Source organism: Vibrio pelagius, assembly GCF_024347575.1.
Taxonomy (GTDB): Bacteria; Pseudomonadota; Gammaproteobacteria; order Enterobacterales; family Vibrionaceae; genus Vibrio; species Vibrio pelagius.
On the sequence record NZ_AP025504.1, the window covers coordinates 693375 to 716948 of the forward strand.

General features: G+C 45.4%; 21 protein-coding genes. 7 read left to right on the top strand and 14 right to left on the bottom strand.

Going from position 1 to position 23574, the window contains the following annotated elements; all coding sequences use genetic code 11:
- Positions 1–106: 106 nt before the first annotated feature.
- The 8 genes from vsple_RS17305 to vsple_RS17340 form a co-directional block, all read right to left on the bottom strand.
- Positions 107–1306 carry a GGDEF domain-containing protein gene (locus tag vsple_RS17305; RefSeq protein WP_261883177.1) on the bottom strand — a complete coding sequence of 400 codons (1200 nt, stop codon included), beginning with the start codon at positions 1304–1306 and terminating at the stop codon, positions 107–109.
- Between the two features lie 292 nt (positions 1307–1598).
- Positions 1599–2735: an ABC transporter ATP-binding protein gene (locus tag vsple_RS17310; RefSeq protein WP_261883178.1), complete on the bottom strand. Its 1137-nt coding sequence runs from the start codon at positions 2733–2735 to the stop codon at positions 1599–1601.
- A 9-nt stretch (positions 2736–2744) separates the two neighbouring features.
- Positions 2745–3479 carry an HAD family hydrolase gene (locus tag vsple_RS17315; protein WP_261884005.1) on the bottom strand — a complete coding sequence of 245 codons (735 nt, stop codon included), beginning with the start codon at positions 3477–3479 and terminating at the stop codon, positions 2745–2747.
- On the bottom strand, positions 3469–4920 hold the full coding sequence (locus vsple_RS17320) for a CehA/McbA family metallohydrolase (RefSeq protein WP_261883179.1): 1452 nt from the start codon (positions 4918–4920) through the stop codon (positions 3469–3471). The genes vsple_RS17315 and vsple_RS17320 overlap by 11 nt, the downstream gene beginning before the upstream one ends.
- A 107-nt stretch (positions 4921–5027) precedes the next feature.
- The gene (locus vsple_RS17325) at positions 5028–6308 is read right to left on the bottom strand and encodes an extracellular solute-binding protein (RefSeq protein WP_261883180.1); all 1281 of its coding nucleotides are present in this window, start codon (positions 6306–6308) and stop codon (positions 5028–5030) included.
- Between the two features lie 6 nt (positions 6309–6314).
- Positions 6315–7286 (bottom strand): carbohydrate ABC transporter permease, encoded by a 972-nt coding sequence (locus vsple_RS17330; RefSeq protein WP_255232405.1) that lies wholly within the window; start codon positions 7284–7286, stop codon positions 6315–6317.
- 24 nt (positions 7287–7310) lie between these two features.
- Positions 7311–8195 carry a carbohydrate ABC transporter permease gene (locus vsple_RS17335; RefSeq protein ID WP_261883181.1) on the bottom strand — a complete coding sequence of 295 codons (885 nt, stop codon included), beginning with the start codon at positions 8193–8195 and terminating at the stop codon, positions 7311–7313.
- 102 nt (positions 8196–8297) lie between these two features.
- The gene (locus vsple_RS17340) at positions 8298–9182 is read right to left on the bottom strand and encodes a LysR substrate-binding domain-containing protein (RefSeq protein WP_261883182.1); all 885 of its coding nucleotides are present in this window, start codon (positions 9180–9182) and stop codon (positions 8298–8300) included.
- A gap of 500 nt (positions 9183–9682) precedes the next feature.
- Here vsple_RS17340 and vsple_RS17345 point away from each other — a divergent pair, with 500 nt between their 5' ends.
- Positions 9683–10363 (top strand): EamA family transporter, encoded by a 681-nt coding sequence (locus tag vsple_RS17345; protein WP_338116320.1) that lies wholly within the window; start codon positions 9683–9685, stop codon positions 10361–10363.
- On the opposite strand, the gene vsple_RS17350 is transcribed toward vsple_RS17345, so the two are convergent.
- The 4 genes from vsple_RS17350 to vsple_RS17365 all read right to left on the bottom strand — a co-directional run bounded on the left by vsple_RS17350 (position 10350) and on the right by vsple_RS17365 (position 14967).
- A complete protein-coding gene (locus vsple_RS17350) occupies positions 10350–10958 on the bottom strand; it encodes a DUF3299 domain-containing protein (protein ID WP_261883184.1) in 609 nt (202 codons plus the stop codon). The genes vsple_RS17345 and vsple_RS17350 overlap by 14 nt on opposite strands.
- 92 nt (positions 10959–11050) lie before the next feature.
- The gene (locus vsple_RS17355) at positions 11051–12574 is read right to left on the bottom strand and encodes a M20 family peptidase (protein ID WP_261883185.1); all 1524 of its coding nucleotides are present in this window, start codon (positions 12572–12574) and stop codon (positions 11051–11053) included.
- 175 nt (positions 12575–12749) lie between these two features.
- Positions 12750–14240, bottom strand: a complete 1491-nt coding sequence (locus vsple_RS17360) for an EAL domain-containing protein (RefSeq protein ID WP_261883186.1) — start codon at positions 14238–14240, stop codon at positions 12750–12752.
- A gap of 382 nt (positions 14241–14622) precedes the next feature.
- Complete coding sequence (locus vsple_RS17365; RefSeq protein WP_261883187.1) at positions 14623–14967, bottom strand: DMT family transporter; 345 nt, start codon at positions 14965–14967, stop codon at positions 14623–14625.
- Positions 14968–15383: 416 nt separating this feature from the next.
- Here vsple_RS17365 and vsple_RS17370 point away from each other — a divergent pair, with 416 nt between their 5' ends.
- Together vsple_RS17370 and fghA are read left to right on the top strand one after the other, a co-directional pair.
- Positions 15384–16532, top strand: coding sequence for an S-(hydroxymethyl)glutathione dehydrogenase/class III alcohol dehydrogenase (locus vsple_RS17370; RefSeq protein WP_032553487.1), 1149 nt, complete (start codon positions 15384–15386; stop codon positions 16530–16532).
- Between the two features lie 193 nt (positions 16533–16725).
- The gene (gene fghA / locus vsple_RS17375; protein ID WP_261883188.1) at positions 16726–17565 is read left to right on the top strand and encodes an S-formylglutathione hydrolase; all 840 of its coding nucleotides are present in this window, start codon (positions 16726–16728) and stop codon (positions 17563–17565) included.
- A gap of 75 nt (positions 17566–17640) precedes the next feature.
- Here fghA and vsple_RS17380 read toward each other — a convergent pair whose 3' ends face one another.
- Positions 17641–18015 (bottom strand): nuclear transport factor 2 family protein, encoded by a 375-nt coding sequence (locus vsple_RS17380; protein ID WP_261883189.1) that lies wholly within the window; start codon positions 18013–18015, stop codon positions 17641–17643.
- Positions 18016–18156: 141 nt separating this feature from the next.
- Between vsple_RS17380 and vsple_RS17385 the strand changes: the two genes are divergently transcribed.
- The 3 genes from vsple_RS17385 to vsple_RS17395 all read left to right on the top strand — a co-directional run bounded on the left by vsple_RS17385 (position 18157) and on the right by vsple_RS17395 (position 19896).
- Positions 18157–18480 carry a DUF4144 domain-containing protein gene (locus tag vsple_RS17385; RefSeq protein ID WP_261883190.1) on the top strand — a complete coding sequence of 108 codons (324 nt, stop codon included), beginning with the start codon at positions 18157–18159 and terminating at the stop codon, positions 18478–18480.
- Between the two features lie 92 nt (positions 18481–18572).
- Positions 18573–18974: a hypothetical protein gene (locus vsple_RS17390; protein ID WP_255232394.1), complete on the top strand. Its 402-nt coding sequence runs from the start codon at positions 18573–18575 to the stop codon at positions 18972–18974.
- Between the two features lie 184 nt (positions 18975–19158).
- Positions 19159–19896 carry an NUDIX domain-containing protein gene (locus vsple_RS17395; protein ID WP_261883191.1) on the top strand — a complete coding sequence of 246 codons (738 nt, stop codon included), beginning with the start codon at positions 19159–19161 and terminating at the stop codon, positions 19894–19896.
- A 91-nt stretch (positions 19897–19987) separates the two neighbouring features.
- On the opposite strand, the gene exaC is transcribed toward vsple_RS17395, so the two are convergent.
- Positions 19988–21508: an acetaldehyde dehydrogenase ExaC gene (gene exaC / locus vsple_RS17400; protein ID WP_255232392.1), complete on the bottom strand. Its 1521-nt coding sequence runs from the start codon at positions 21506–21508 to the stop codon at positions 19988–19990.
- A gap of 277 nt (positions 21509–21785) precedes the next feature.
- Between exaC and vsple_RS17405 the strand changes: the two genes are divergently transcribed.
- Positions 21786–23546, top strand: a complete 1761-nt coding sequence (locus tag vsple_RS17405) for a sigma-54-dependent Fis family transcriptional regulator (RefSeq protein WP_261883192.1) — start codon at positions 21786–21788, stop codon at positions 23544–23546.
- Positions 23547–23574: the final 28 nt, after the last annotated feature.

The window sequence follows — 23574 nt, forward strand, 5'->3', positions numbered from 1 at the left end:
AATCAATCTAATATATTACGACTCATTTTTGTAAATTATCCATCACGAAACACTATTACAAATCAAAATCTACACAATGCCAGGCTCCATTGAACTGACTTTTCGCCTAGTTACTTAGCGCTTCTGTTGGTATCGAGTGATTGCTATCTGGCTGTTCAATCACAATTGTATTTCGTCCTTTTAGCTTTGCTTGATAAAGAGCTCTATCCGTACGAGCGACGCAGTCTTTCCACTTTTCATTTTCTAATAGTAAGCTGATGCCAAAACTTGACGTAATTTTCAGAGATGGTTGGTGCTCGAATTTAATCATCTGAATCTCCGAGCGCAACTTTTCTGAAAGCGCAGCGGATCGTTCTAAGTTCGAATTCGGCAGCCAGATTAGAATTTCATCTCCTCCAAGCCGGAAGACCGTATTGGGTAAATCAACTAACCTCAATACCGTTGTCGCTAGAGCTTTGATCGCATCGTCACCTACAAGATGTCCAAACTGATCATTCACTTGTTTGAAGTTATCGATATCCAGTATGACAATACAACCCGGCTTATAAATCACTTCTGCTTGATGTTTCCTTACTTCCTGTTCCAGAGCTCGACGATTCTTTAATCCCGTCAGTGGGTCTTGTTGTGAAAGGCATTGAAGTGAATGTACGAGCCTCGCATTTATCATCCAAAGCATTGAGAAGGACATAGACACAATAAGAATTATACTAAAAACATACGTATATTCATTTAAGTAGTTCGCACTAATAAGGTTATTCGTCTCGTTCAGCGAAAAATACGTTTTCATTGCTCGAAAAGTCATAAAAACGCTATAAACAGCAAAAGGCAACGCCATCATATTGACTGCCAACGAAAGATCATTCTTTTTACCATTCAGTATCACCATCGCTGAGCTTGCGGTTACGAATGCTAAATAGAGACTCAGAATAATAATACGATTTTGAATAGACGGTTCATAATAAGTAAATTGAACAAAACCGACTAAAACGAAAAACAGTGCAATGCGGCTATATTGAACAATCTGACTTGAATGGCGGCGAAAAACAGTCAGACTACGTAATATCAAATGAAAACCATAAACGATGGTTAAGTTTGCAACAATAATACTCATAAAATCCGAGATAAAGCCTCTCAGACTTAAAAGTATAGTACCGATACCAATCACAAACATGGATGATGAAAAAAGGGAAAGCCCCCGGACTTTTTTCTGAGCTGACTGGAATAATAACAAGCCGATACTGAAGATAAGTGAGAATATAATGAAAATTATACTTAGAGTTCTGATGTCTAACGGGAAATTATCCATACTTTTCCTTAAATAGGATAGAAAGCCATATCATACCGCCCTTATTAAACATGACATGTTGTTTGCTATCTTCCTTCTCTCGCGTCCATTTTTTCATTAAACCAATAAAAATGCACTAAACCGCACATCATCACAACAATATAAGCAAATTAGCATAGCAGTTTTTAATATAAATCACATCTCTGGGCCATTTTGCTCCCACCCTACAAAAAATCCCCATTCGCTTTGTTAACGAATAGGGATTTGTTTCTCTTCACGATTTGGTGACTTTAGCTCTGTAGCCTTGGTTTATTCAGCATTGAGAAACGAGAGTCTGTTCGGTCTCTAGATCAAATAGGTGACATTGCGAGGTATTGAAATGAAGCATTATCTCTTGTCCGCTTTCCGCCGTTCGGTCGGCATCAAAAGGCACCCTTGCCACCATTTTGTCGTGGCCGAGTTGGAAGTAGAGATACAGCTCGTTACCCATAGACTCCACCACACCCAAGCGATGGTTTTGAGTATTTACCTCAAACAGCGGCGCGTCGTGATTCGCAAGGCTGATGTGTTCAGGACGAACGCCAAACCAAACCCACTCACCCAGTTTGGCACGCGCAACGGCTTGTTTATCTTGAGGCAGCTCCCAACGTACACCGCTCTCCGACAGTACATTCATCACGCCATCTATCTCATCAATACGAGCTTTGATGATGTTCATCGCTGGCGAGCCAATGAAACCGGCCACAAACTTGTTTGCTGGGTGATGATAGAGATTCATTGGCGTATCAACCTGCATGATCTCACCTTGATTCAACACACAGATGCGGTCGCCCAAAGTCATCGCTTCCACCTGATCGTGAGTCACGTAGATCATAGTGGCGTTTTGACCTTCCTGCTTTAGATTATCGTGCAGCTGAGCAATGCTCACTCGCGTAGAAACTCGCAGTTTGGCATCCAGATTAGAGAGAGGTTCGTCGAACAAAAACACATCCGGCTTACGCACCATGGCACGACCCAACGCCACACGTTGACGCTGGCCACCCGACATCTCACCCGGCTTGTTATTCAATAGGTGCTCAATATCCAGCGTTTTTGCCGCCTCTGAAATACGCTCGTCGATCTCGTGCTTTGGCAACTTTTGCTGCTTTAATCCAAAAGCCATGTTTTCGTAGACCGACATGTGCGGGTAAAGCGCGTAGTTTTGGAACACCATCGAGATACCACGATCTTTAGGGGGAAGATCATTCACGCGCTTATCCCCGATATAAACATCGCCTTCTGAGATATCTTCTAGCCCAGCGATCATGCGCAGTGTGGTGGACTTGGCACAGCCAGACGGCCCGACAAACACCATAAACTCGCCTTCTTGAATATTGAGATCGACACCATGTACTGCTTTAAAGCCGTTTGGGTAGGTCTTCTCAACGCCTCTTAAGGTTACTTCTGCCATAACCAGTCCTTAAATCAATTCGTTAAATTCTAGAGGGTCGAAGTTGGCAACCGAATGAATCACCAAGTCAGCCATTGGCTCTAATTCGGCGTGATTTGCCGTGCCAGTGAGTACACCCACGTTCTTAGCACCAGCATTTCGACCAAATTCCATGTCCGATACCGTGTCACCAAACATGATCACTTCATGCGGCTCGATACCACACTGCTCGCAGAACGCATTCAACAATGCAGGCGCTGGCTTAGGCTCAATATCGCCATCAGAGTAGCCGACGTAATCAAACAATTCGCTCAGGCCCGATTGCTCTAACGTATAAACCGTAGAGTCTTTGGTGTCAGCCGTTGCCACGCCCAAATACATACCTTGCTGCTTAAGCGAGGTCAGCTTTTCCGTTACACCCGGCAGTGCTTCAACCCACTCTGGATTCTCTTCCACTTGGTTATTGAAAGCCGCCTTGGTGACTTGAGTAAACTCAGTCAGAGATACCGAAGGTTCTAGCATTTTGAACCATGCGATCGCGGTATCTTCAACTGGGTTAGAAGCTAATAGTCCATAGTTATCAACCACATCGCCCTCAACTCCGATAGCCAAGAGTAACTCAGTAACCGTGACAGTTTGATTACCTTGATGGTTATCACTGAAGGCTTTTACTTGCTCACTTGCACCACGAGAAACATTGAGCCACATCTTGTGGAATTCCAATAGGGTGCCGTCTTTATCAAACAATAGTGCTTTAAACTTCATCACTATTTACTCGCTCCATAAGTTCACCCCAAGTGTCGACAAGAGGTTGGTTAAATTGTGGTTGAGTGCCATCAAAGACGGCATTAATGCAGCCTTCAAACTCACCGTTTTGTTGCGATGCTGAGTCGTATTGAGAAGATGAACCGCGTCGAATATCAATACGACACCAGTGATAGCCCGCTTCAACGCAAAGACTTTGCTTTTCATCCGTGAGATCGATTCTTTCGACCACTTTTCCATCGACCACGCACTCTGCGTAATAGTCATGTTCCGTGTCGCGAACAGATAATCGATAGGTCAGAGCTTGACCTTTGCTGTCTTCACCAGGCAGCAGATCGCCAAGGTTAATGTCGAATTTCAGACCGCAACGGCGCTCTAGGTACACTTGTCCATTACGCAGACCTGCCAAGATCCCTTCTCCACTCAAGCCGTGGCTATACACGAAGGTTGAAGGGTCGCCGTAAATGGAAGGCTCGGTCGCTTTTGGGTTGCGTTCGTGAGGTTCTAGGTGTGAATCACTGCCACCAATCGCGGTAATACGCTGACCGCAGTTCCACATCTCACTAAGTACCATCAAGGCATCTTCGGTCGCTTTCGGTGACGTTGACCAAGTTGGGTCACAACACACTTCAAAGGTTGAGACTTGGCTCAACAGTACTTCATCGTAGTGCCAATGCCACGGCTTCATCATCGGGTGATTAATGCCAATGGAACTGTGTCCACTTTTGGCAAGCTGTAGTCCCGCCTCCATAGTGGCTCGACTCGTATGTTCAACCTCTGTTAGATCCAAAGAATGACTTGGACCATGAACATTGAAATGCCCAAGATCGGTTGTGACTTCTAATGCAGGCAGAAACAGGCACTGCTTTGAAAGTGGCAGTTTCGGCTGGCATATATTGTGTTCGGTAATAAAGAAAAAATCTAAGCCTTGCGACTCAACAATCTCTTTCGCGGCACTTAGCGTGTTGTGTCCATCGGAAAGCTGAGTGTGAGCATGAAGATCGCCACGATACCAACGCGACTGTGCACTCAGCATCTGGCTGTAATCAAATTCGATCTGGTGTGACAGTGTCACTACCGATTGAAGATCCAGTTCTTCACCGTTCGATGATTCAGGAAAGGCGATATCGACGTGATATTGCATCGCTCGCTCACGACGAAACTCACCTTCAAGATTGTACAGCTCGACAAACCACTCACCGGATTCTAGTGGGCCGTCAATCGCACCTAAACCTGATGCCTGTCGTTGAATCACTAGAGACTTATGGTCTTTTTCAAACAGGACCTTGCCACGAAAGTTTTGATTGGCATCGTAAGCGGCAGCGTATAAGAAGCCTTTGGTTACCGTTGTTCCGGTAATCTTAACTGCATCAACGTCCGCAGGGACATGAAAGGGAATTCGCACTCTGCCAAAAGAGAGTTCACCTTGAAATTGGTTCATTGCTTTCACCAAGTTGCTCTACATTAAACATCACAAAGAGCGATGAGATGATAGCCCACCACATTGATGGGCTACTGTTTTAGATTCGGTGTATCTTGAGCCCGACGTTATGAACGATTCGCTCGATCTAACGCACGTTGCGCCTTTTTCGCCGCTTGTTTTAGCGCTTTTTCTGCTGGCACGTTCTGAATTTGGATTTGATCCGCCGCGACTTTCAGAGCATCCATGATCTTGCCGTTGGTGGGGTCAAGGAAGTCTTTCGTCGCCGTGTTCGCCTGCTTCAAAGGAATCAAAGCTTGTGGGTTGTCCTTGGTGAACGCTTGGTACTCTGGCACCTCAGATACACTGTTACGTACTGGGATGTAACCTGTGAACATTGACCAAGCTGCTGTGTTCTTGGCATTGGTGTAGAACTCAACAAACTCAAACGCACCCTGTGCCGCTTTGTCATCTGTGCCCTTTGGCATCACGTAAACCAGCGCACCCGCTTGTGGCGCTGATGGGTGATTGCCCCAACCCGGTTGAGTGGTCGCTGCAAGCTTAGTGAAGTCCAAGTCACCTTGGTCACCCGATGAACCGGTGTAGCCAAGCGCGTTGTCTTTCATCACGTCATCGATAGTCTTGTACCAGTATTCCCAGCCCTGACCACCGTAGTGAATACGCATGATCTGATCATCGTGAATCCATTGACGGAAGCTGTCCCATACCTCAACCCACTCTGGAGAGTCGATCAGCACTTTCTTACCGTCATCACTGATGATCTTGGCCCCATTAGAGAATGCCGCATCGATCATGTTGTCTTGACCCCACATCGGCTCCCAACCATAGAAAGTGGTGTTGCCTTTATCGTCACGCTGCGTCACTTTCTCAGCGACTTTTGCTACACCTTGCCAAGTTGCTAGGTCTTGCTCAGTAAAGCCGTGCTCAGCCAGCACTTGCTTGTTGTAGTAGAACACCTGAGTGGTACCGTAAGCCGGCAAACCAATCACAGTGCCATCGTCTGCTGTCACTTGATCTTTGAATGCACCGATAAAGTCAGAGAAGTTAAACTCTTCATCCATGAATGGCGTTAGGTCACGGCTCAATCCACGTCCGTGCATCGCTTCTGCACGACCAGAATCAAGAAGAACCAGTTCAGGAGCCGTTCGAGACGCCAAACCTGCTTGCAGCTTTTGGTAGGTTTCCGTGTAGTTACCCTGTAGAGCTGGCTTAACAACATACTCATCTTGGCTCGCGTTGAACTCTTCAATAAGCTTAGTCATCATTTGTTGAGGCTTAGTACCACCGGAATACCAGAAGTTAACCTCTGTTGCTGCAAGAACACTACTAGAGAACATAGAAGCGCTTGCTGCGCCAGCACACACTAGTGCGAGAGTTTTTAGTTTCATTTCCGTTTACTCTTTTACGCCGTTATCGGCGATACCTGAAAGAATCGTCTTTTGACAGATGACGAATAGAATCAACAAAGGCATTACAGCAATGGTGCTCGCCGCCATGATCTGCGACCAGTTCAAACCGTAGTTACCTTCAGCGATAAAGTAGTGACGAATCCCGGTCGCAATCAGGTTTAACTCCTGAGTAGTGATAACCAGACTCGGCCACATGTAACTGTTGTAGTTAGTGATAAAGGTGATAAGGAATAGTGTTGCCACTGCCGCTCGGCACTGGGGTAGCACTATCGCCCAAAGAATTTTGAGCTCGCCAGCGCCATCAATACGCGCCGCTTCAACCAAGGATGGATGTACCTTGATAAACACTTGGCGCAGGTAGAACACACCAAATACCGAGGCTGCGTTAGACGCGATCAAACCCATGTGAGAATCCAAAAGCCCTAGCTTTGCCAACGTGATGTAAGAAGGAATGTAGGTCACAGCACCCGGTAACATGTAACACCCCATCACCACAAAATAGAGCAAGGTTTTCGAACGAAACTTCAGCTGAGTCAGGGCGTAAGCAAACATCGCCGAGTTGATGATCACCAATAGCGTAGTGAACAGAGCCACACTAAAGCTATTGAAGATATACAAGCCAAAGGGCGCGCTCTGGAAAGTCTCAATGAATGTCTCCCAACGGAACTGCGAAGGGATAAGATCTAATGGGTTCGCAAAGATTTCATCATTGCTTTTCAGCGAGCCCGATAGCATCCACAAGAATGGGAATACCATGATGGTGCCGCACACCATCAAGAACAGGTGCTTACTCAATGCAGCCAGAGACTGCACATTAACTCGAGTTGCCGATGCTGTGCTCGATGGTTGTTTTTCTGTTTTCACCGCCACTGAAGAACGCTGCGCTCTCGCACTGCTGCCTTTTAGTGGTCTGGTTGTGCGAATCACCGGATTCGCATCTAATGTTTGCGTGGTCATGATGTTGTCCTTTTCAAATCCGGTTTAGTAATACACCCAGCGTTTACCCATATAGGTATTAAGCAGTGCGAGCAGGCCAGTGATGAGGAAGATCACCAAGGAAGTCGCTGCAGCTGGTCCCATCTCATAGCGCTCAAACGCTTGCTGATAGAATAGGTAAAGCAAGGTGCGTGTCTCTCCGCCCGGCCCGCCTTGGGTTAGGATCTGGAACTGATCGAACGCCTGCATCGCCGTGATAATGTTGACCACCACCAAGAAGAACGTGGTTGGCGAGATAAGCGGTAAGGTGATTTTTAAAAAGCGCGTCAGGCTGCTACAACCATCAATCAAAGACGCTTCATAAAGCGATTCAGGGATCTTGTTGAGCGCGCTAATGTAGAACAGCATCGTCCAGCCGATTGCCTGCCATACCGTGACAATAATCACCGCAACTAGCGCAGTATTTCCGCTCTCTAACCAAGGGATCGCGTTAAAGCCCATCGCCTGTAACAGGTTGTTCGCTAGGCCAGATTTAGTCTCAAATACCCAAGACCAAACTATCGACACCGCGACCGTTGGCGTGATCCATGGTGAGAAAATCACCGCTCGATAGAATTGGCTGCCCTTGAAGTTTTTGTGCAGCAACATGGCAAACACAAGACCTAATAGAATGGTTGGCACGACGACACCAAGTGAAAACCAGAAGGTGTTCATCGCCGCTTGCAGAAACTCAAAGTCTTCCACCATGTATTGGTAATTTTCAAGCCCGACAAAGTCGTAATCTGGCGAAATGTAATCCCAGTCGGTGAAGCTGATATAAATGGAGTAGCCAAACGGCACTAACCAAAAAGTAAACAGTGGAACTAACAGTGGCGCGGTAAACAGCAGCACTTTCAGTCGATTTATCATGTGTTGTGAGAAAGCACTCATGGTGACCTCATCCTTGTTTGTATGTGCTTAAGCTAAGCGTTTTATGTGACAGGTTAGTAAGAGCGCCCCTCATTTTTTTTATGGCCACTCATAAGAAAACCTTTACTCAGGCTCTGCACTTTCAATTTGGTGATAGAGCCAATCACAGAAGAAATTCACCTTGGCACTTCGGCTATGTTTGGTAATCAGGTAGTGGGCAGATTCAGCAGGCATAAAGGCGTCACTCGCGAGCACCACCTCCCCTTTCTTAAGCAGTTCAGTCACCGCCAACGACCTCACCAGCAGCACACCAACGCCCTGCTTAACCGCCTCTAACGCATGCAGTGAGTTACTAATTTCTAGCTGAACTTGCGGCAGTGACATCTCAAACTGATTATGGCTAAGCCACTGCAACCAGTTCTCTCGATAACCTTTCACTTGCACTGTTGGCAATGAAGCAAAGTCACGAGCATCGAGCTGCTGTTGGTAGCGCTCTTTAAAATCTGGGCTGCAAACCAATTGCCAATGCTCTTGGAAGAGTCGTTCAAAATGCGTGTCTTCGCTCTCGACTTTGCCGTTAGTCAGTTCGATATCTACATTCTGACAAGGCGTGGTCGATGGCCAGTCCACCAGCTGAATATCCAAACGAATAAAGGGGTATTTTTGATAGAAAGAGGCGAGCCGTGGCAGTAACCAGTTATGGCAGAAGGTGTGATTAACGCGCAGGCTCAACACGTCTGTCTCTTTCTCGCCAAATAGGATTTGTGTTTGCAGCTTTAGGTGAGCAAGTGATCCCGAAACAATCGGTTGATACTGTTGCGCAGCCGAGGTTAAACGTACGCCCTTTGAGCTACGTTCAAACAGTGTGGTATCGAAAAAGGTCTCTAGGCTTTTGAGTTGCTGGCTTACCGCCGCTTGGGTAACACACAGCTCGCGCGCCGCCGCACCAATTGAACCAAGGCGGGCAACTGCTTCGAATGCTACAAGGGCGCGTAGAGGGGGTAACATGGCTTCACCTAATTGAAATAAAAGTGAAAATTACTTCAATCAGGTTTCAGTTTTTTGCAGTTCGCGTTACAGATTAATGACTAAACAAAATATCGACTATTTCGGTAATCTCCAAGTCTCTATATGGTGGGTAGATTGAATATAGTTTGACCACCCTCACGTTTAGACAGAATGTTAATCGCTTGGAAAAATAACATCACTATCTCGTTACATTTAGTTGCACTTACCATTTTTGACTTCGTCATTGAAAACGTGTTTTTGTGTATTATGTATTATTTAATTAACATAAGGGATTAGACATGTTGGGCTTTGTGTTTATTTTGGCCTCGGTGACATTGCAGGCATTCGCTTTGTCTCGTGTTAGTTTTCAGTTTAGTAGTGGAGAGATCATGATTTTCTCTGCGGCCTCCTTTTTCTTGTGCTCGATATTTTTTCTGTTCAAACTTATGGTTACGAGAAACCTAAATCTCAATAAAGAAAAAGTAGTCTCATTGACGAAGATGAATGTATATACCTTGCTAGCATTCTTCTCCTTTCATTTGGCTTTGATCTATATTCCAGCTTCCAGTGCCGCTTTATTTGAGTCGGCAGTGGCCGTTGTCGCAGTATCTGTGTTTACTCGTGAGAGTTTCGGTAGGTTAGCGCAAGCTTCCACAATAGTGTTACTCACTCTGCTGTTTGCCCTTAAGGCCAATGTGATGAATGTAGCGTTGTTAGTGGGGTTAGTTTTGGCGGCATTTGCTGGAATCGGTGCCGCACTAATTTCATTAAAATCGAACGCTAAGTTTATGGGTGACCTGTCTATTGATGAGATCTTGGCATTTCGCTTTCTATTATCTGGTATTGTCGCGCTGGGCGTTGTCTTATCAACGGGCGATAGCCTTAGTGGAGAAATGAACCTACTCGAGGTGCTTGGGCTTTCTGTATTTGGATTTGTACTTCCATTTTTCTTGCTTCAGAAAGGAATGGAGGTCACTAAGCCTGTACTGACGGTCTGTATGCTCTCAGTAATTCCAGCGATCTCTTACTTATTTGAATCAGTGCTATACTCGAAACCTTCGGCTCAAGAGGTGATGTTAATAAGCTGTTCAGTGGCCTTGATAATTTGGTTTTCTATATCAGACATTATTAAAACTCGAACCCAATCGGTAGTGTCTGTTAGCGAACCTAATAAGCCATAATGTTTGAGGCATCGATAACATAACCAATCTCGACATCTTGGTTACCATCCGATAGCGCGACAGACGCGGATACGCCTCCTGCCTTGATATCTCCTGCAACCCAGACTGGCGTATAAAGACTTTGCATCTGATACCCTTCTGGGAAATTAACCAAGATGGTTTGGTTAGCAGGGGGGGGAGGTGTATGGATACATGCGCCCGTCGTCGGGACCAAAATAAATTGTGTACCAACCAAACCTTCCATCTCTAATGGCACTAAAAAGCCACCTAGCTTCATGTCGTTCACTTCCAAGTCTGAAATAATAGCATTGGCGTAACGCTTACCACTTACCAGCTCATCGAGTGCCTGTCTGACGTTTAAGCCTCTTTTCTCTGCCAGTTCAATGCGCTTGATGTAACCATCGTGCTCCATTGGGCTGAGTCTGCGGCTTTGCTGAGCCACCTCGTACACATAAATTTCTGTAACCAATGCTTTATCACTTGGCGATAAGCTTTGTTGTTGCGTGTTCTGCGGGCGAAGAGAATCCCATGACAAATTTTCTGCTGCATCAACCAAGGGTGCGAGTAGCACCAACATTAGTAATATGTTTTTCATTCGTTTGTGCCCCAAATTAGATAGAGTATCTCAGTCACACCAAGTAGATTCGATGACCGCAGTGCGTGGCGCCACGGTCATTGCAGTTGCGATTAAAGGTTTTCTAAGTTATCCATCAACTTGTAGAAGAATCCGATTGAGCGACCATACTCGTCAACCAGAATACGCTCGTTCACGCCATGAAAGCCTTCAAATTCTTTCACATTTTCCAACTGTAGCGCAGTAATGGTGTACACATCCGGCGCAAAATCACGCGCTTGGAAGTGCTTAGAGTCTGAGCCACCGATAACAAAGAATGGCGATACAATCAGATCATTACCCCAAGTTTGGCGAATGGTTTTCTCAAGCATTTTGTACCCTTCACCGTTTGGATCAGCCACATTGGTTGCAGGTGTTGATGCTGAAATATCTCTTACTGTTATACGCTCATCGCCGATGGCTTTTTTCACATGTTCAATAATTACTTCAGGTGTATCACCTGGCATAGGTCGGAAGTTAACCACCGCGGTAGCTGCTGGAGGCAGTACATTATCTTTAATACCAGCGTTGAACATAGTAACGGCAGTCGTTGTGTGCAGCATGGCGCGAGTCACTTGGTTTTGCGACATCACATCAATAAACTTCTGCTCTAAATCGCTGATTGAATCGTTCTTTCCATAAGCCACCGCTTTGTACATTGGCTGTTGTTCTTCAGGTAGCTCTGGTCCCATAAAGCGGTACTGGTAGCGAACCGCATCGTGAATCTTGTATGGGAACTGAGCCGCTTCCACTTTTTCTACTGCTTTTGCTAACGCAACAATGTTCGACTCACCGGCAGGTTGTGAAGAGTGACCGCCAATACCATTAATTGCGATCTCTAAGCTCACGAACCCTTTTTGGGCTATTCCAATCAACGCGGTATTTTCGCGGATACCAGGGAATATACCGGGTACTAATGGCGCAGACTCATCAATCACAAAGGCAATTTTGTCGTAACGCTGCTCGACAATATCCGCTGCGTGTTTTGCACCTTCTGGACCACCAACTTCTTCATCGTGACCAAACACAAATAAAATTGTACGCTCCGGTTGGAAGCCTTCTTTTATTTTCATTTCAGTGGCTTCTAAGATGGCGTGAATTTGATTTTTGTCATCTAGAGAACCACGCCCCCAGATATAGCCATCCTTAATCTCACCAGAAAACGGCTCGACTTCCCATTGATCTCGCGACTCTTCGGCAATTGGTACCACATCTTGGTGAGCCATAAACACAGCAGGAGCCAGTGATGGATCTTTACCTTCCCATGTGTAAATCAAGCTATAAGGGCGCGGGTCACCCACCAGTTCACGCTTTAGTGTTTTATGTACCAGAGGGTAGGATTCAACTAAGAAGTCGTGATAGTTTTTAAATGCTTCTTCATCAAAATCACTGCGGTCTTGATTTGAAATCGTCGGGAACTGAACCGCTTGAGATAGTCGCTGTGCTGCGCCCTCTAAATCCACTTTCACTTCAACTTGCTCAACACCTTGCATTTGCATTGAACTAAAATCTTGGTCTTCCAAAGCCCAAGCAGACACGCTGGCTGTAAGCGCAAGTGCTGAGGCGATACTTGTAAAAAGTTTGGTTTGCTTAGTCATAACAAACTCCCTTTATTCGCTAGAAAATAATTTGAATCAGTTTCGTGTTGATGAGCAAAGTATTGACGTTTTCTTTACCAAAAACCAATCGCAGATGCAGGATCAAATCCTGCAAATTCAAATCATCATCGTTGTAAGCGATAAAAGTAGAATCACCGCAGAAGAGGGCCAGCCGTCATGACTCAGCAGGAAGTGAGAGTGACTCAAACGGCACAGGCTTGCTGTATAAGTAGCCTTGATGAATAGCGACCCCTCGAGAGACAAGATAGTCTGCTTGACTTTGTTCCTCTACTCCCTCAGCAACTAATTTCAAATCAAGGCCCTTTGCCATTGAGATAATGGCATCCAAGACGGGTGCTGTAACACTTTGGGAACCAATGCTATCAACAAAGCACTTATCAATTTTAAGGTAATCAATCGGAGTCGTTTCAAGCATTGCAAGAGAGGTTTGTCCTGTTCCGAAATCGTCTATCAGTATCTCTAAGCCATGCTGTCGTAAATACTCGATAGCGGATTTTGCTCGGTTATCGATTAGCTGGCGCTCCGTAATTTCTAAACCTAAGTGAATCCCACGAGCTCTCAATAAATCAGCTTGTTCAATGAGGAACTTCTGCTTATCTGAAGAAGCAAAGTAACCAGGTGGGAAGTTAATTCCTAAATGAAAGGCATGAGGAAAAGAATAAGGTGAGAAGTCGCTGATGGCTCTTTCGACAACAAGATCCGTCAGTTGATTGATCAAGTTAAACTCTTCTAAAGCAGGAATAAAGACATCTGGGTAGATCAGACCACGTTCAGGATGCCTCCAACGAACTAACGCTTCAACACCTGATAACTCACCTGTTTTACAATCAATTTGAGGTTGGTAGTGCAATATAAACTCTTTACGGCGAATCGCTTGTTTCACTTCATTATCAAAACCCTGGTTCCGAATAAAATGCCGGCGAATAAAGTAGAAAGCAATATACACGACCAAAGTTCCAGGAATCGCAGCTAAAAAGTAGAACCAAGTTTTGTTTAATATCAGAACGTCGCTAGCAACTACTTGGATTTGATGTTGAGGGATGCCCGTTTCAGCAGTATAAGTAAACCACCCAGAGGCACGTGGGATGTCTGAAGGCGCTGAGTCTTTGCCTATAAAGAGCGCTGCTGAACTGATTCTGTCGTCGGTTCGATAACCTAAGCTCGCACGCATGAAATCTAAATCTATGAGAGATACTGCGTAATACTCTTGCTCGTTTAGAACTCTCCTGTTTATTACTGCAACTGATAAATCCTTTTTCGATCTTGGCAACGATGCAAGCTGAAACACCTGAGGGGTCTGGCTAAGCGATTCAATATCGACAATTTCTCTGGTTCCCACTTCCCCCAAAGATGAGCAAACAATCTGATTATTAGAGACAATTTGCATCTCTAATATCTCCCGCTCATAACGGAGAACTTGCTGTAAAAAACCACACTGCTGTGGCGCAACTAGAGCAGATTTATTCTCTATTGAGACATTCAACACGATCCGGTGATAGTTTTCAGCATAGCCATCGCCCAATGAACGTAACGTATCTTTAACGCTCAAAAATGTAAGTATCACAACGGTACACATCACCAACACAATTGGGGCAAAGTAAACCAACCGAAGAGAACTCGTTGACTGTCTGATATTCAGTTTCATTTAGGGTTCAACCAATATTGAAGTGTGACAGGATAGGCACATCATTTGCGCAAGAAAATACATTTAGCGCTCACTTGCTAGAGTATATTCTCCTCGGCAAAAGCCCCTATTAGGGTCCAGGCTAACGCTGTTAATTTATTAATAACTCATTAAAGTTATATTACTTGTTTGCAAAGTATTTTGCGATTTCTCTGTCAGAGATTTCTTGTTGGTTCTTACCCGTGTGAATAGAAAAAAACGTCACAACGAGATCTTAGTTCATGAAATATAAATATCGACCACCTTAGAACGCTGAGATCGAGAAAACTGCCCTCCTATCGAGTTTTTCTCCGCTATTTTCGATCACTTACCAACCTAGAATGGGTCACACCCCATGAGCCCTCTAATGACTCACCGAACTAGAAAACAAGTTGATGATCACGACACCTGTCAGAATCAAAGCGATGCCGATGACTGCGTAGATATCGAGTTTTTGCCCATAAACCAGCCAAGATAGGGCTGCGACGAGTACGATGCCTGCGCCACACCAAATTGCGTATGCGACGCCAAGTGACATAGTTTGAACAGTAAGTGATAGAAGATAGAAAGCACAACCGTAACCAACCAGCACGGCGATTGAAGTTGGTATTGAGGTAAATTGATTGGTTTTAGGCAACAGTGAAGTGGCGATCACTTCAAGAACGATGGCTAATGAAAGCATAATGGCAGGAGGAAGAGATAACAGCATAATTGGACCCACAACATAAAATACGGCGCTCAGAATATTTTAGTTTTATTTCCGATTCATGCGATTTTCAGTAAGCATTTATTATGACGTGCCTTAATTAATCTTAAGCCCTGACTTTAACCGAAAAGTGATTAAGAGTTCTTAAGCAATAGACGTATCTCCATTCTTTCTTCTTAAACCCAATCACAACTCTCAAGTTCTATTCTTGGTCTTTAACTGAATGCTGTCCAAAACACACATTATTACTTATTTGTAATAATCATTTTCAATTTAGTGGGATTATCAAAACAAGGAGTCACACCTATACTAGCCTCAACAAAACGAGAGAGCGGAAATAAACATGCTCAACTACGCTTAATACGTTGAGCATATTGAGATCAAACGTCCGCCTTAATGACACATATAGGAAGCATCCAATGACTATCGAAATCAAACCTGGTCAAACTCATATTCAATCTAAAGCTATGGTCGCTTGGAAAGCAGGTGAGCCGCTAAAACGCGAAACTGTTGATGTTGAACTGCCAAAGGCAGGCGAAGTTCTTGTTCGTATCGTTGCTACTGGTGTTTGTCACACTGACGCATTCACACTATCAGGTGACGATCCAGAAGGTATCTTCCCTTCTATCCTTGGTCACGAAGGTGGAGGTATCGTTGAAATGGTTGGCGAAGGCGTAACAAGCGTTGAAGTTGGTGACCACGTTATCCCACTTTACACAGCAGAATGTGGCGAGTGTAAGTTCTGTAAGTCTGGTAAAACCAACCTTTGCCAAGCTGTTCGTGAAACTCAAGGTAAAGGTCTAATGCCAGATGGTACAAGCCGTTTCTCTATCAACGGTGAGACTATCTACCACTACATGGGTTGTTCTACTTTCTCTGAGTACACGGTTCTTCCTGAAATCTCACTGGCGAAAGTAAACAAAGAAGCGCCACTTGAAGAAGTTTGTCTTCTAGGTTGTGGTGTAACAACAGGTATGGGTGCGGTACTGAATACTGCGAAAGTTGAAAAAGGCGACAACGTGGCTGTATTCGGCCTAGGTGGTATCGGTCTTTCTGCAATCATTGGTGCTCGCATGGCTGGTGCTAACCGCATCATCGGTGTTGATATCAACGAGAGCAAATTTGAGCTAGCAAAACAGCTTGGCGCGACTGACTGCATCAACCCAATGAACTTCGACAAGCCAATCCAAGACGTTATCGTAGAGATGACAGATGGTGGTGTTGAGTACTCATTCGAGTGTATCGGTAACGTAAACGTGATGCGTCAAGCACTTGAGTGTTGTCACAAAGGTTGGGGCGAATCGGTAATCATCGGTGTTGCTGGCGCAGGCCAAGAGATCTCTACTCGTCCATTCCAACTCGTAACAGGTCGTGTATGGCGTGGTTCTGCTTTCGGTGGCGTTAAAGGTCGCTCTGAGCTTCCAGAAATCGTAAACCGTTACATGGCGGGTGAGTTTGGTCTTCAAGAGTTCATCACTCACACAATGAGCCTTGACGAAGTAAACGACGCATTCGACCTAATGCACAAAGGTGAGTCTATCCGTACTGTTCTACACATGGATAGATAATACCTAGCTTGGCTCTCACTTGGGAGCCAGCACATTGCCTTCACCACTTTTCGCCCGGGAAGTGGTGAACTCCCTTTGTTAAGAGTCGATTTAATCGACGAACTTACGATTTAAGACGTCCTTTAGCAAAGAGCAAAATGTTAGCTTTATCTTAATGATTCTCCAGACCAACAACCGAACGGAGCACAACTTAATGACTATCGAAAATATTAGCCAAGCCAAGGTTGCTGGTGGTTGGCACAAGCAATACACACACTTCTCGGCAACGCTAAACTGCAATATGCGTTTCGCTATTTTCCTACCACCAAACGCAAGCAAAGAGAACCCAGTGCCTGTTCTATACTGGCTTTCAGGTCTGACTTGTACTGATGAAAACTTCATGCAGAAAGCAGGGGCATTTAAAGCGGCAGCAGAGCAAGGTATCGCAATCGTAGCGCCAGATACTAGCCCTCGTGGAGAAGATGTTGCTGATGACGAAGCGTACGACATGGGTCAAGGTGCCGGCTTCTACCTGAACGCAACAAACGCTCCGTGGGACGCACACTACCACATGTACGATTATGTGGTGACTGAGCTTCCAACGCTTATCGAGTCTTTCTTCCCTGTCACTCCGATTAAGTCTATCTCAGGTCACAGCATGGGGGGGCATGGAGCCTTAACCATTGGCATTAAAAACCAAGAGAACTACCGCTCTATCTCTGCATTTAGCCCGATTAGCAACCCAATGCAATGCCCTTGGGGACAAAAGGCATTTAGCCAGTACTTAGGATTAGACATTGAAGAGTGGCGCCAGTACGACGCATCTGAACTTCTAAAAACCAAGGGCACTGTTTTACCTATGTTGGTTGACCAAGGCGAGGCCGATAACTTCTTAGTCGAGCAGCTTAAGCCAGAACAGCTAATTGAAGCAGCGAAAGTGACAAACTCGGATTTGGATCTTCGCATGCAGCCTGGTTACGACCACAGCTACTACTTCATCTCAAGCTTCATTGATGAGCATATTGAGTTCCATGCCGCTTATCTAAAACAGTAGTCACGCGTAAGTTTCCAAACCAGCGCGGTAGGCTATCTACCAATGCCAGTCATATCTCGACTGGCATTTTTGATTCTAGATTACCTTGACCCACTGCGATCGCCAAGCTTGAGCTTCCATCGGATCTGGCCAGAACTCTTTCTGATGAGTAATAAGCCCGCTCTCTACCGTATGGAAAGTGACAGCGCGCGCCTTTTGTACTCCGTCCGTAATTGAAACATCTGTAACCACAGTATTTTGCTCTGCAACAATCGAATGAATCTCAAACTGCCACTCTCCATGAGCGGGATAGTAGCTGTTGATGGCAACAAAGTTATCTCGGCCTAAGGTTAGCTCGCCAGACTGCGGCCAGTAGCCCTCAAAATCTTCACTCAGAAACTCACTAGCTCTAGCAAAATTATTCGATTTCATTGCTTCCCAGAATGAAACTACCACCTCTTTCGCATTCATGTTTCGACTCCCTTTTACTCTCAATCAGTGATGCAACAACTAAGCCCACAGCAGTAAAAATAACATTGGATTAGAATGGATTGCTGAATCCATCTACTTGGCTTACGATGCAAATATCCCGTGACTATACAAGAGTGGCTTATGATAACTTGGCCTGCGTTTATCAAATTAGAAGGCGATCACGAACTGTTTTACACCGCGTCGCTCGAACAACTGCAATCAGAGAGTCATGATCTCATCGTCGGTGAACAAGATTGTATTGTCGATGCCAAAGGGCATGCTTACTCCCTCCTCACCTACACCACAACTGAACTTCTAGAGCGCCAACAAGGTACATACTCTTTAGAAGATGTAACCCAACTGATTCGTGCCCATGAGTTTCACAAGGTTCAAGTGTGCTTGACCAAAATACATTTTGTTACCATCGAAGAGGCGATTGAGTCGCTCGCGTTTGAGCTAGGTTAAGCAACGGATCGATACGCTGTTTCAAGGCTTGCATCTTCAGCACTGCGGGCTACCATAGCCCACTTATATCCACCCTATGTTTGAAGGTTGCTATGAAAGCAATTAAAACCCTTTTCTTTTTAATGGTGCTGCTAAGTGGCCTGTTTACCGCTTGGCTATTTATTCCAATTCCAGCCACCATTGATAAGCAAACGCTCGACCTTCCACTGACAGAGCCGTTTAAGTTGGTCGCCTATCGCAGTAACCCAAATGACGCGACCAAGCCATTTACCTATCACTACTATGTGGTTTCAGACATCAGCGACGTCGACGACATGGACCCGTTCCTAATCACAACCGATCAGTTTGTGAAGCTTGGCGACTTCGACGAGAACACATTCAAGCTAACGGTAAACGGCAAGATAGAGAGCTACACCAACGATTTGTGGATTGAAAAATCTGACGGTAAGTTTCAACACTGGTATGTCAGCGTTGATGCCAACTACGTTCGTTAGGCTCGAGCTCAAATAACCAAGACTTTAAAACTGCGCTCTGGCCTCCAAGCGCAGCTTTTGTTTTGACTTACCGCTCGCCCAAGCTATCTCCGTATCACAGTTTTTCGGGTGTTATAACGTACACATCTGTTATAAGCTCCCTCTATAAAAACTCTCGATAAATCAAAACAATAGAGGATCACCCGTGGAATTTACGCTCGACAAATTTAACGGCATCATCATCGACCCAGCAAGCGTCCCTCATGATGCGAACACATTCAATGCCGAACTGAAACAGATCACTGAATTTTCAAAGCAAAATAACAAAGGCATTATTTGGATTAGTCTGCCTATTTCCCTGTCGCATCTTATCCCGGTAGCAACTGAATTAGGCTTTGTGTTCCACAACTGTTTAGAAGACGAGATTACGCTGATCCACAAATCCGAAATCGTCGAGTTTGTGCCTTTCATCCCTACCCATACTTTAGGCGCTGGCGCATTGATCACTAATGAGCACAAACAAGTGCTGATGATCAAAGAGCATGGCATGACAGGCTACAAATTACCTGGCGGCCACATTGAACTTGGCGAAGGTATTGAAGAGTCTGTGGTTAGAGAAACCTTTGAAGAGACGGGCATTGAAGCCAAGTTCGTTTCAGTGGTGGGCATGGCAACGCGCCACCCGTATCAGTTTGGCAAATCAAACCTCTACTTTGTTTGTCACCTGGTTGCTCAGACTCAAGAGATAGAGATTCAAGACACGAATGAAATAGCAGAAGCAAAATGGGTCGATATCCAAGAGTTCATCAACGATATGAGCAACTTCCCGTTCAACCGCCATATGGTTGAATCTTTGGTGGGCAAGCGAGGTTTGGAGCTGACTCAGCTAGAAGGCAACCAAGGGCCTACGTACAAACCTGAGATCTTCTTTTCAAAACACTAATGCCTAGACGAGTAAAAGACAGAAAATAGAAATGCCCAAGTCACGTGACTTGGGCATTTTAATTTAACTATTAAGTCTTTTTTAAGCAACTTTAGAAGAAGCCTAGCGGATTAGTATCGTAGCTAATTAGCAGGTTCTTCGTATTTTGGTAGTGATCAAGCATCATCTTATGCGTCTCACGACCAATGCCTGATTTCTTGTAACCGCCAAAGGCCGCGTGTGCTGGGTAAGCATGGTAACAGTTCACCCAAATACGGCCCGCTTCGATGTTACGACCCATGCGGTAAGCAAGGTTGGCATCACGAGTCCATACACCCGCACCCAAGCCATAATCTGTATCATTGGCGATCGCCAGTGCCTCTGCTTCATCTTTAAAAGTCGTTACCGCAATAACAGGGCCAAAGATCTCCTCTTGGAAAACACGCATCTTGTTGTGGCCCGCCAGCATGGTTGGCTGGATGTAATAGCCGTTACCAAGATCATCTGGCTGTTGCGCGATTTCACCACCAGTGAGAACTTTCGCACCCTCTTGGCGGCCAATCTCTAGATAGCTAAGAATCTTATCGAACTGCTCTTGAGAGGCTTGTGCGCCTACCTGAGTGTCGGTATCGAGCGGGTTTCCTTGCTTGATGGTTTGAGCGCGCTCAACCACTTTCGCAATGAACTTGTCGTATACCGATTCGTGGATCAGCACACGTGAAGGACAGGTACACACCTCACCTTGGTTAAAGAATGCCAGCAACATACCTTCAACACACTTATCTAAATACTCATCTTCATGATCAAAGATATCCGGGAAGTAAATGTTTGGAGACTTACCGCCCAGCTCTACCGTTGATGGGATCAAGCTTTCAGCCGCACATTTTAGAATATGATGACCAACCTCAGTCGAGCCTGTAAATGCTAGCTTAGCAATGCGATCGCTCGTCGCTAGGGCTTGCCCCGCTTCACTACCGAAACCATTAACAATGTTAACCACGCCAGCAGGTAGAAGATCTGCAATCTTTTCCATCAATACTAAGATTGAAGTCGGCGTTTGCTCTGCAGGTTTCATCACCACACAACAACCTGCCGCGAGTGCTGGAGCCAGTTTCCAAGCCGCCATTAAGATTGGGAAGTTCCAAGGAATGATCTGACCGACTACGCCAATTGGCTCTGGGAAGTGGTAGCTAGCGGTGTTTGAATCAAGCTCCGCTGCACTGCCTTCTTGCGCTCGAATACAACCCGCAAAGTAACGGAAGTGATCCACAACTAACGGGATGTCTGCCGCCAGAGTTTCACGAACTGGTTTGCCGTTTTCCCATGTCTCAGCAACCGCGATCTCTTCTAGGTTCGCTTCAATTCGGTCCGCAATTTTAAGTAAGATATTCGAGCGTTCAGCAACACTGGTCGCCGCCCAACTTGCACGCGCTGCATGTGCTGCGTCTAGTGCTAACGAGATGTCCGCTTCTGTCGAGCGCGCTACTTGGCAATAAACTTGTCCATTGACCGGTGAGCGATTATCAAAATATTCGCCAGACGTAGGTTTGACCCACTCCCCTCCAATAAAGTTATCGTACTGAGCCTTAAAATTGACGACTGCATTGTCACTGCCAGGCTGTGCGTAAATCATAGTGAGATCCTTCTGTGAGTGTCTAAGTATTTGAAAATTCGCCATGTCATGTTCATGGTTTCTGTTTAAAACACTGTCATTTCGTGTTTTGTTCACATACCTAACAACGCAAGTCACACGCCAACATCGAAAACCTTGTTGTTAATAACTTGTAAAACTATGATTACCAAACGTTTACAACCAATGGTGAATTGGAATTGAATCGTCGTACGGAGACTGCTCCAGTGTTCAACTGTTCCAAATTGGTACACCTTTACTGTAACAACATGGAACAGTTATGCAGATTCAACATACAAATCCTACAGAGTGGCTAACTTCATCTTGGCATCGCAGCAGTGAGGCGGGATTAAAACCCAGAAAACTGCCCGACGACATTCGACTGCCAAATGCGATGCTCAAAGAGCGTCGTTTTCACTCATCGCAGCTCATTGAAACTGTGCAACGCATGGCCCTGCCGCTGTTTAACCAGACTTTTTCCCGTAGTGACAGCCGACTCATATTGACCGATACCGACGGGGTGATACTGGCGAGTTGGGGACAGAAGCGCTTTGAAGAGAAGTTCACCAGTATTGCATTGAGCTCAGGAGCGTGTTGGAAGGAACAACTCAAGGGCACCAATGCCATTGGCACCGCGCTAATTGAAGCCAAACCTGTGACGATTATTGGTGAACAACACTTCATTCATCAGCACCGTTTTATCAGTTGTTCAGCGAGTCCTATTTTTGATCATCAAGGGCAGATGGTCGGCATTTTAGATATCACCAGTGAGCAGCAGCAACACGACAGTTCAGTACAGTTGTTGGTGCAGAATATGGTCCAGTTGGTAGAGAACCAATTGCTCAACCACATTCCGCAAGGCTCCACTCGCATCGACCTCGCATGTGAAAAGTCACTGCTGCACAGCGGTTGGCAAGGCATTGTCATTGCTAATGAAGCGGGAGAGGTATTGGCACACAATCAAGTTGCATCACAGCTGTTGCAACAGGGCTCAATACTCGGTGAAAGTATTGACCAGCTCTTCAATCGATCTGAATCGTCTTTTGTGTTTGAGAAAAAAAGCCTCAACACACCCTCACCAAAACGCAGCCGCGCAATCACTGCCTCATGTGAGTTACACCATGGCGATCAACAGATAGAACAAGCGTGGCAACAAGCCAGTAAAGTCATAGATAAAGGCATCAGCCTTCTGATACTTGGAGAAACAGGTGTTGGTAAAGGCGAGTTTGTCAAAGCACTGCATAAGCAGAGTCAACGCAACAACAGTCCTTTGGTGGCCGTAAATTGTGGTGCCCTACCGAAAGATTTGATTGAGTCTGAGCTGTTTGGTTATGCGCCAGGGGCTTTTACTGGCGCAAACAAACAAGGTTTTAAAGGCAAGATCCGTCAAGCTGACAAAGGGATCTTATTTTTGGATGAGATTGCTGATATGCCGTTAGAAGCTCAGTGTCGTTTACTTCATGTCTTGCAGGACAAATCGGTAGTGCCAGTTGGTTCTAACCAAAGCTATCAAGTCGATTGCCAGATCATTGCAGCGACCCACAAGGACTTGACCCAGCTCGTCGAAACAGGTCAATTCAGACAAGATCTTTACTATCGTCTCAATGGTTTGATATTCACCCTACCAAGCCTCAGTCAAAGACAAGACAAACGCGAGTTGATTGAAGCCATCTATCGTAAATACGCAGAGTCAGAACAAACAATCTGTTCGCACCTGATGTCTCTGTTTTGCTCCTATCCGTGGCCGGGTAACATTCGTGAACTGGATAATCTACTCAAGGTATCCGCTTTAATGTCGAGCGGTGAGCCGCAACTAAAACTAGAGCATGTTCCTTTACAACTAGCCGAACAACTGGCGAATCAAAGCCCTATCACTAGCACTCAAGCGCCATCTAATAACGATCTGCAAAGCACAGTGGAAGAAACCTTAGTTCAAACCTATCAAGCGAACCAAGGCAACATCAGTAAAACGTCGAGGGTGCTTGGTATTAGTCGTAACACCATTTATCGCAAGCTTAAGCGACTGGGCATTTTGCAATAGTCGCTTATGTAGGATTGAGAGCTCTGAT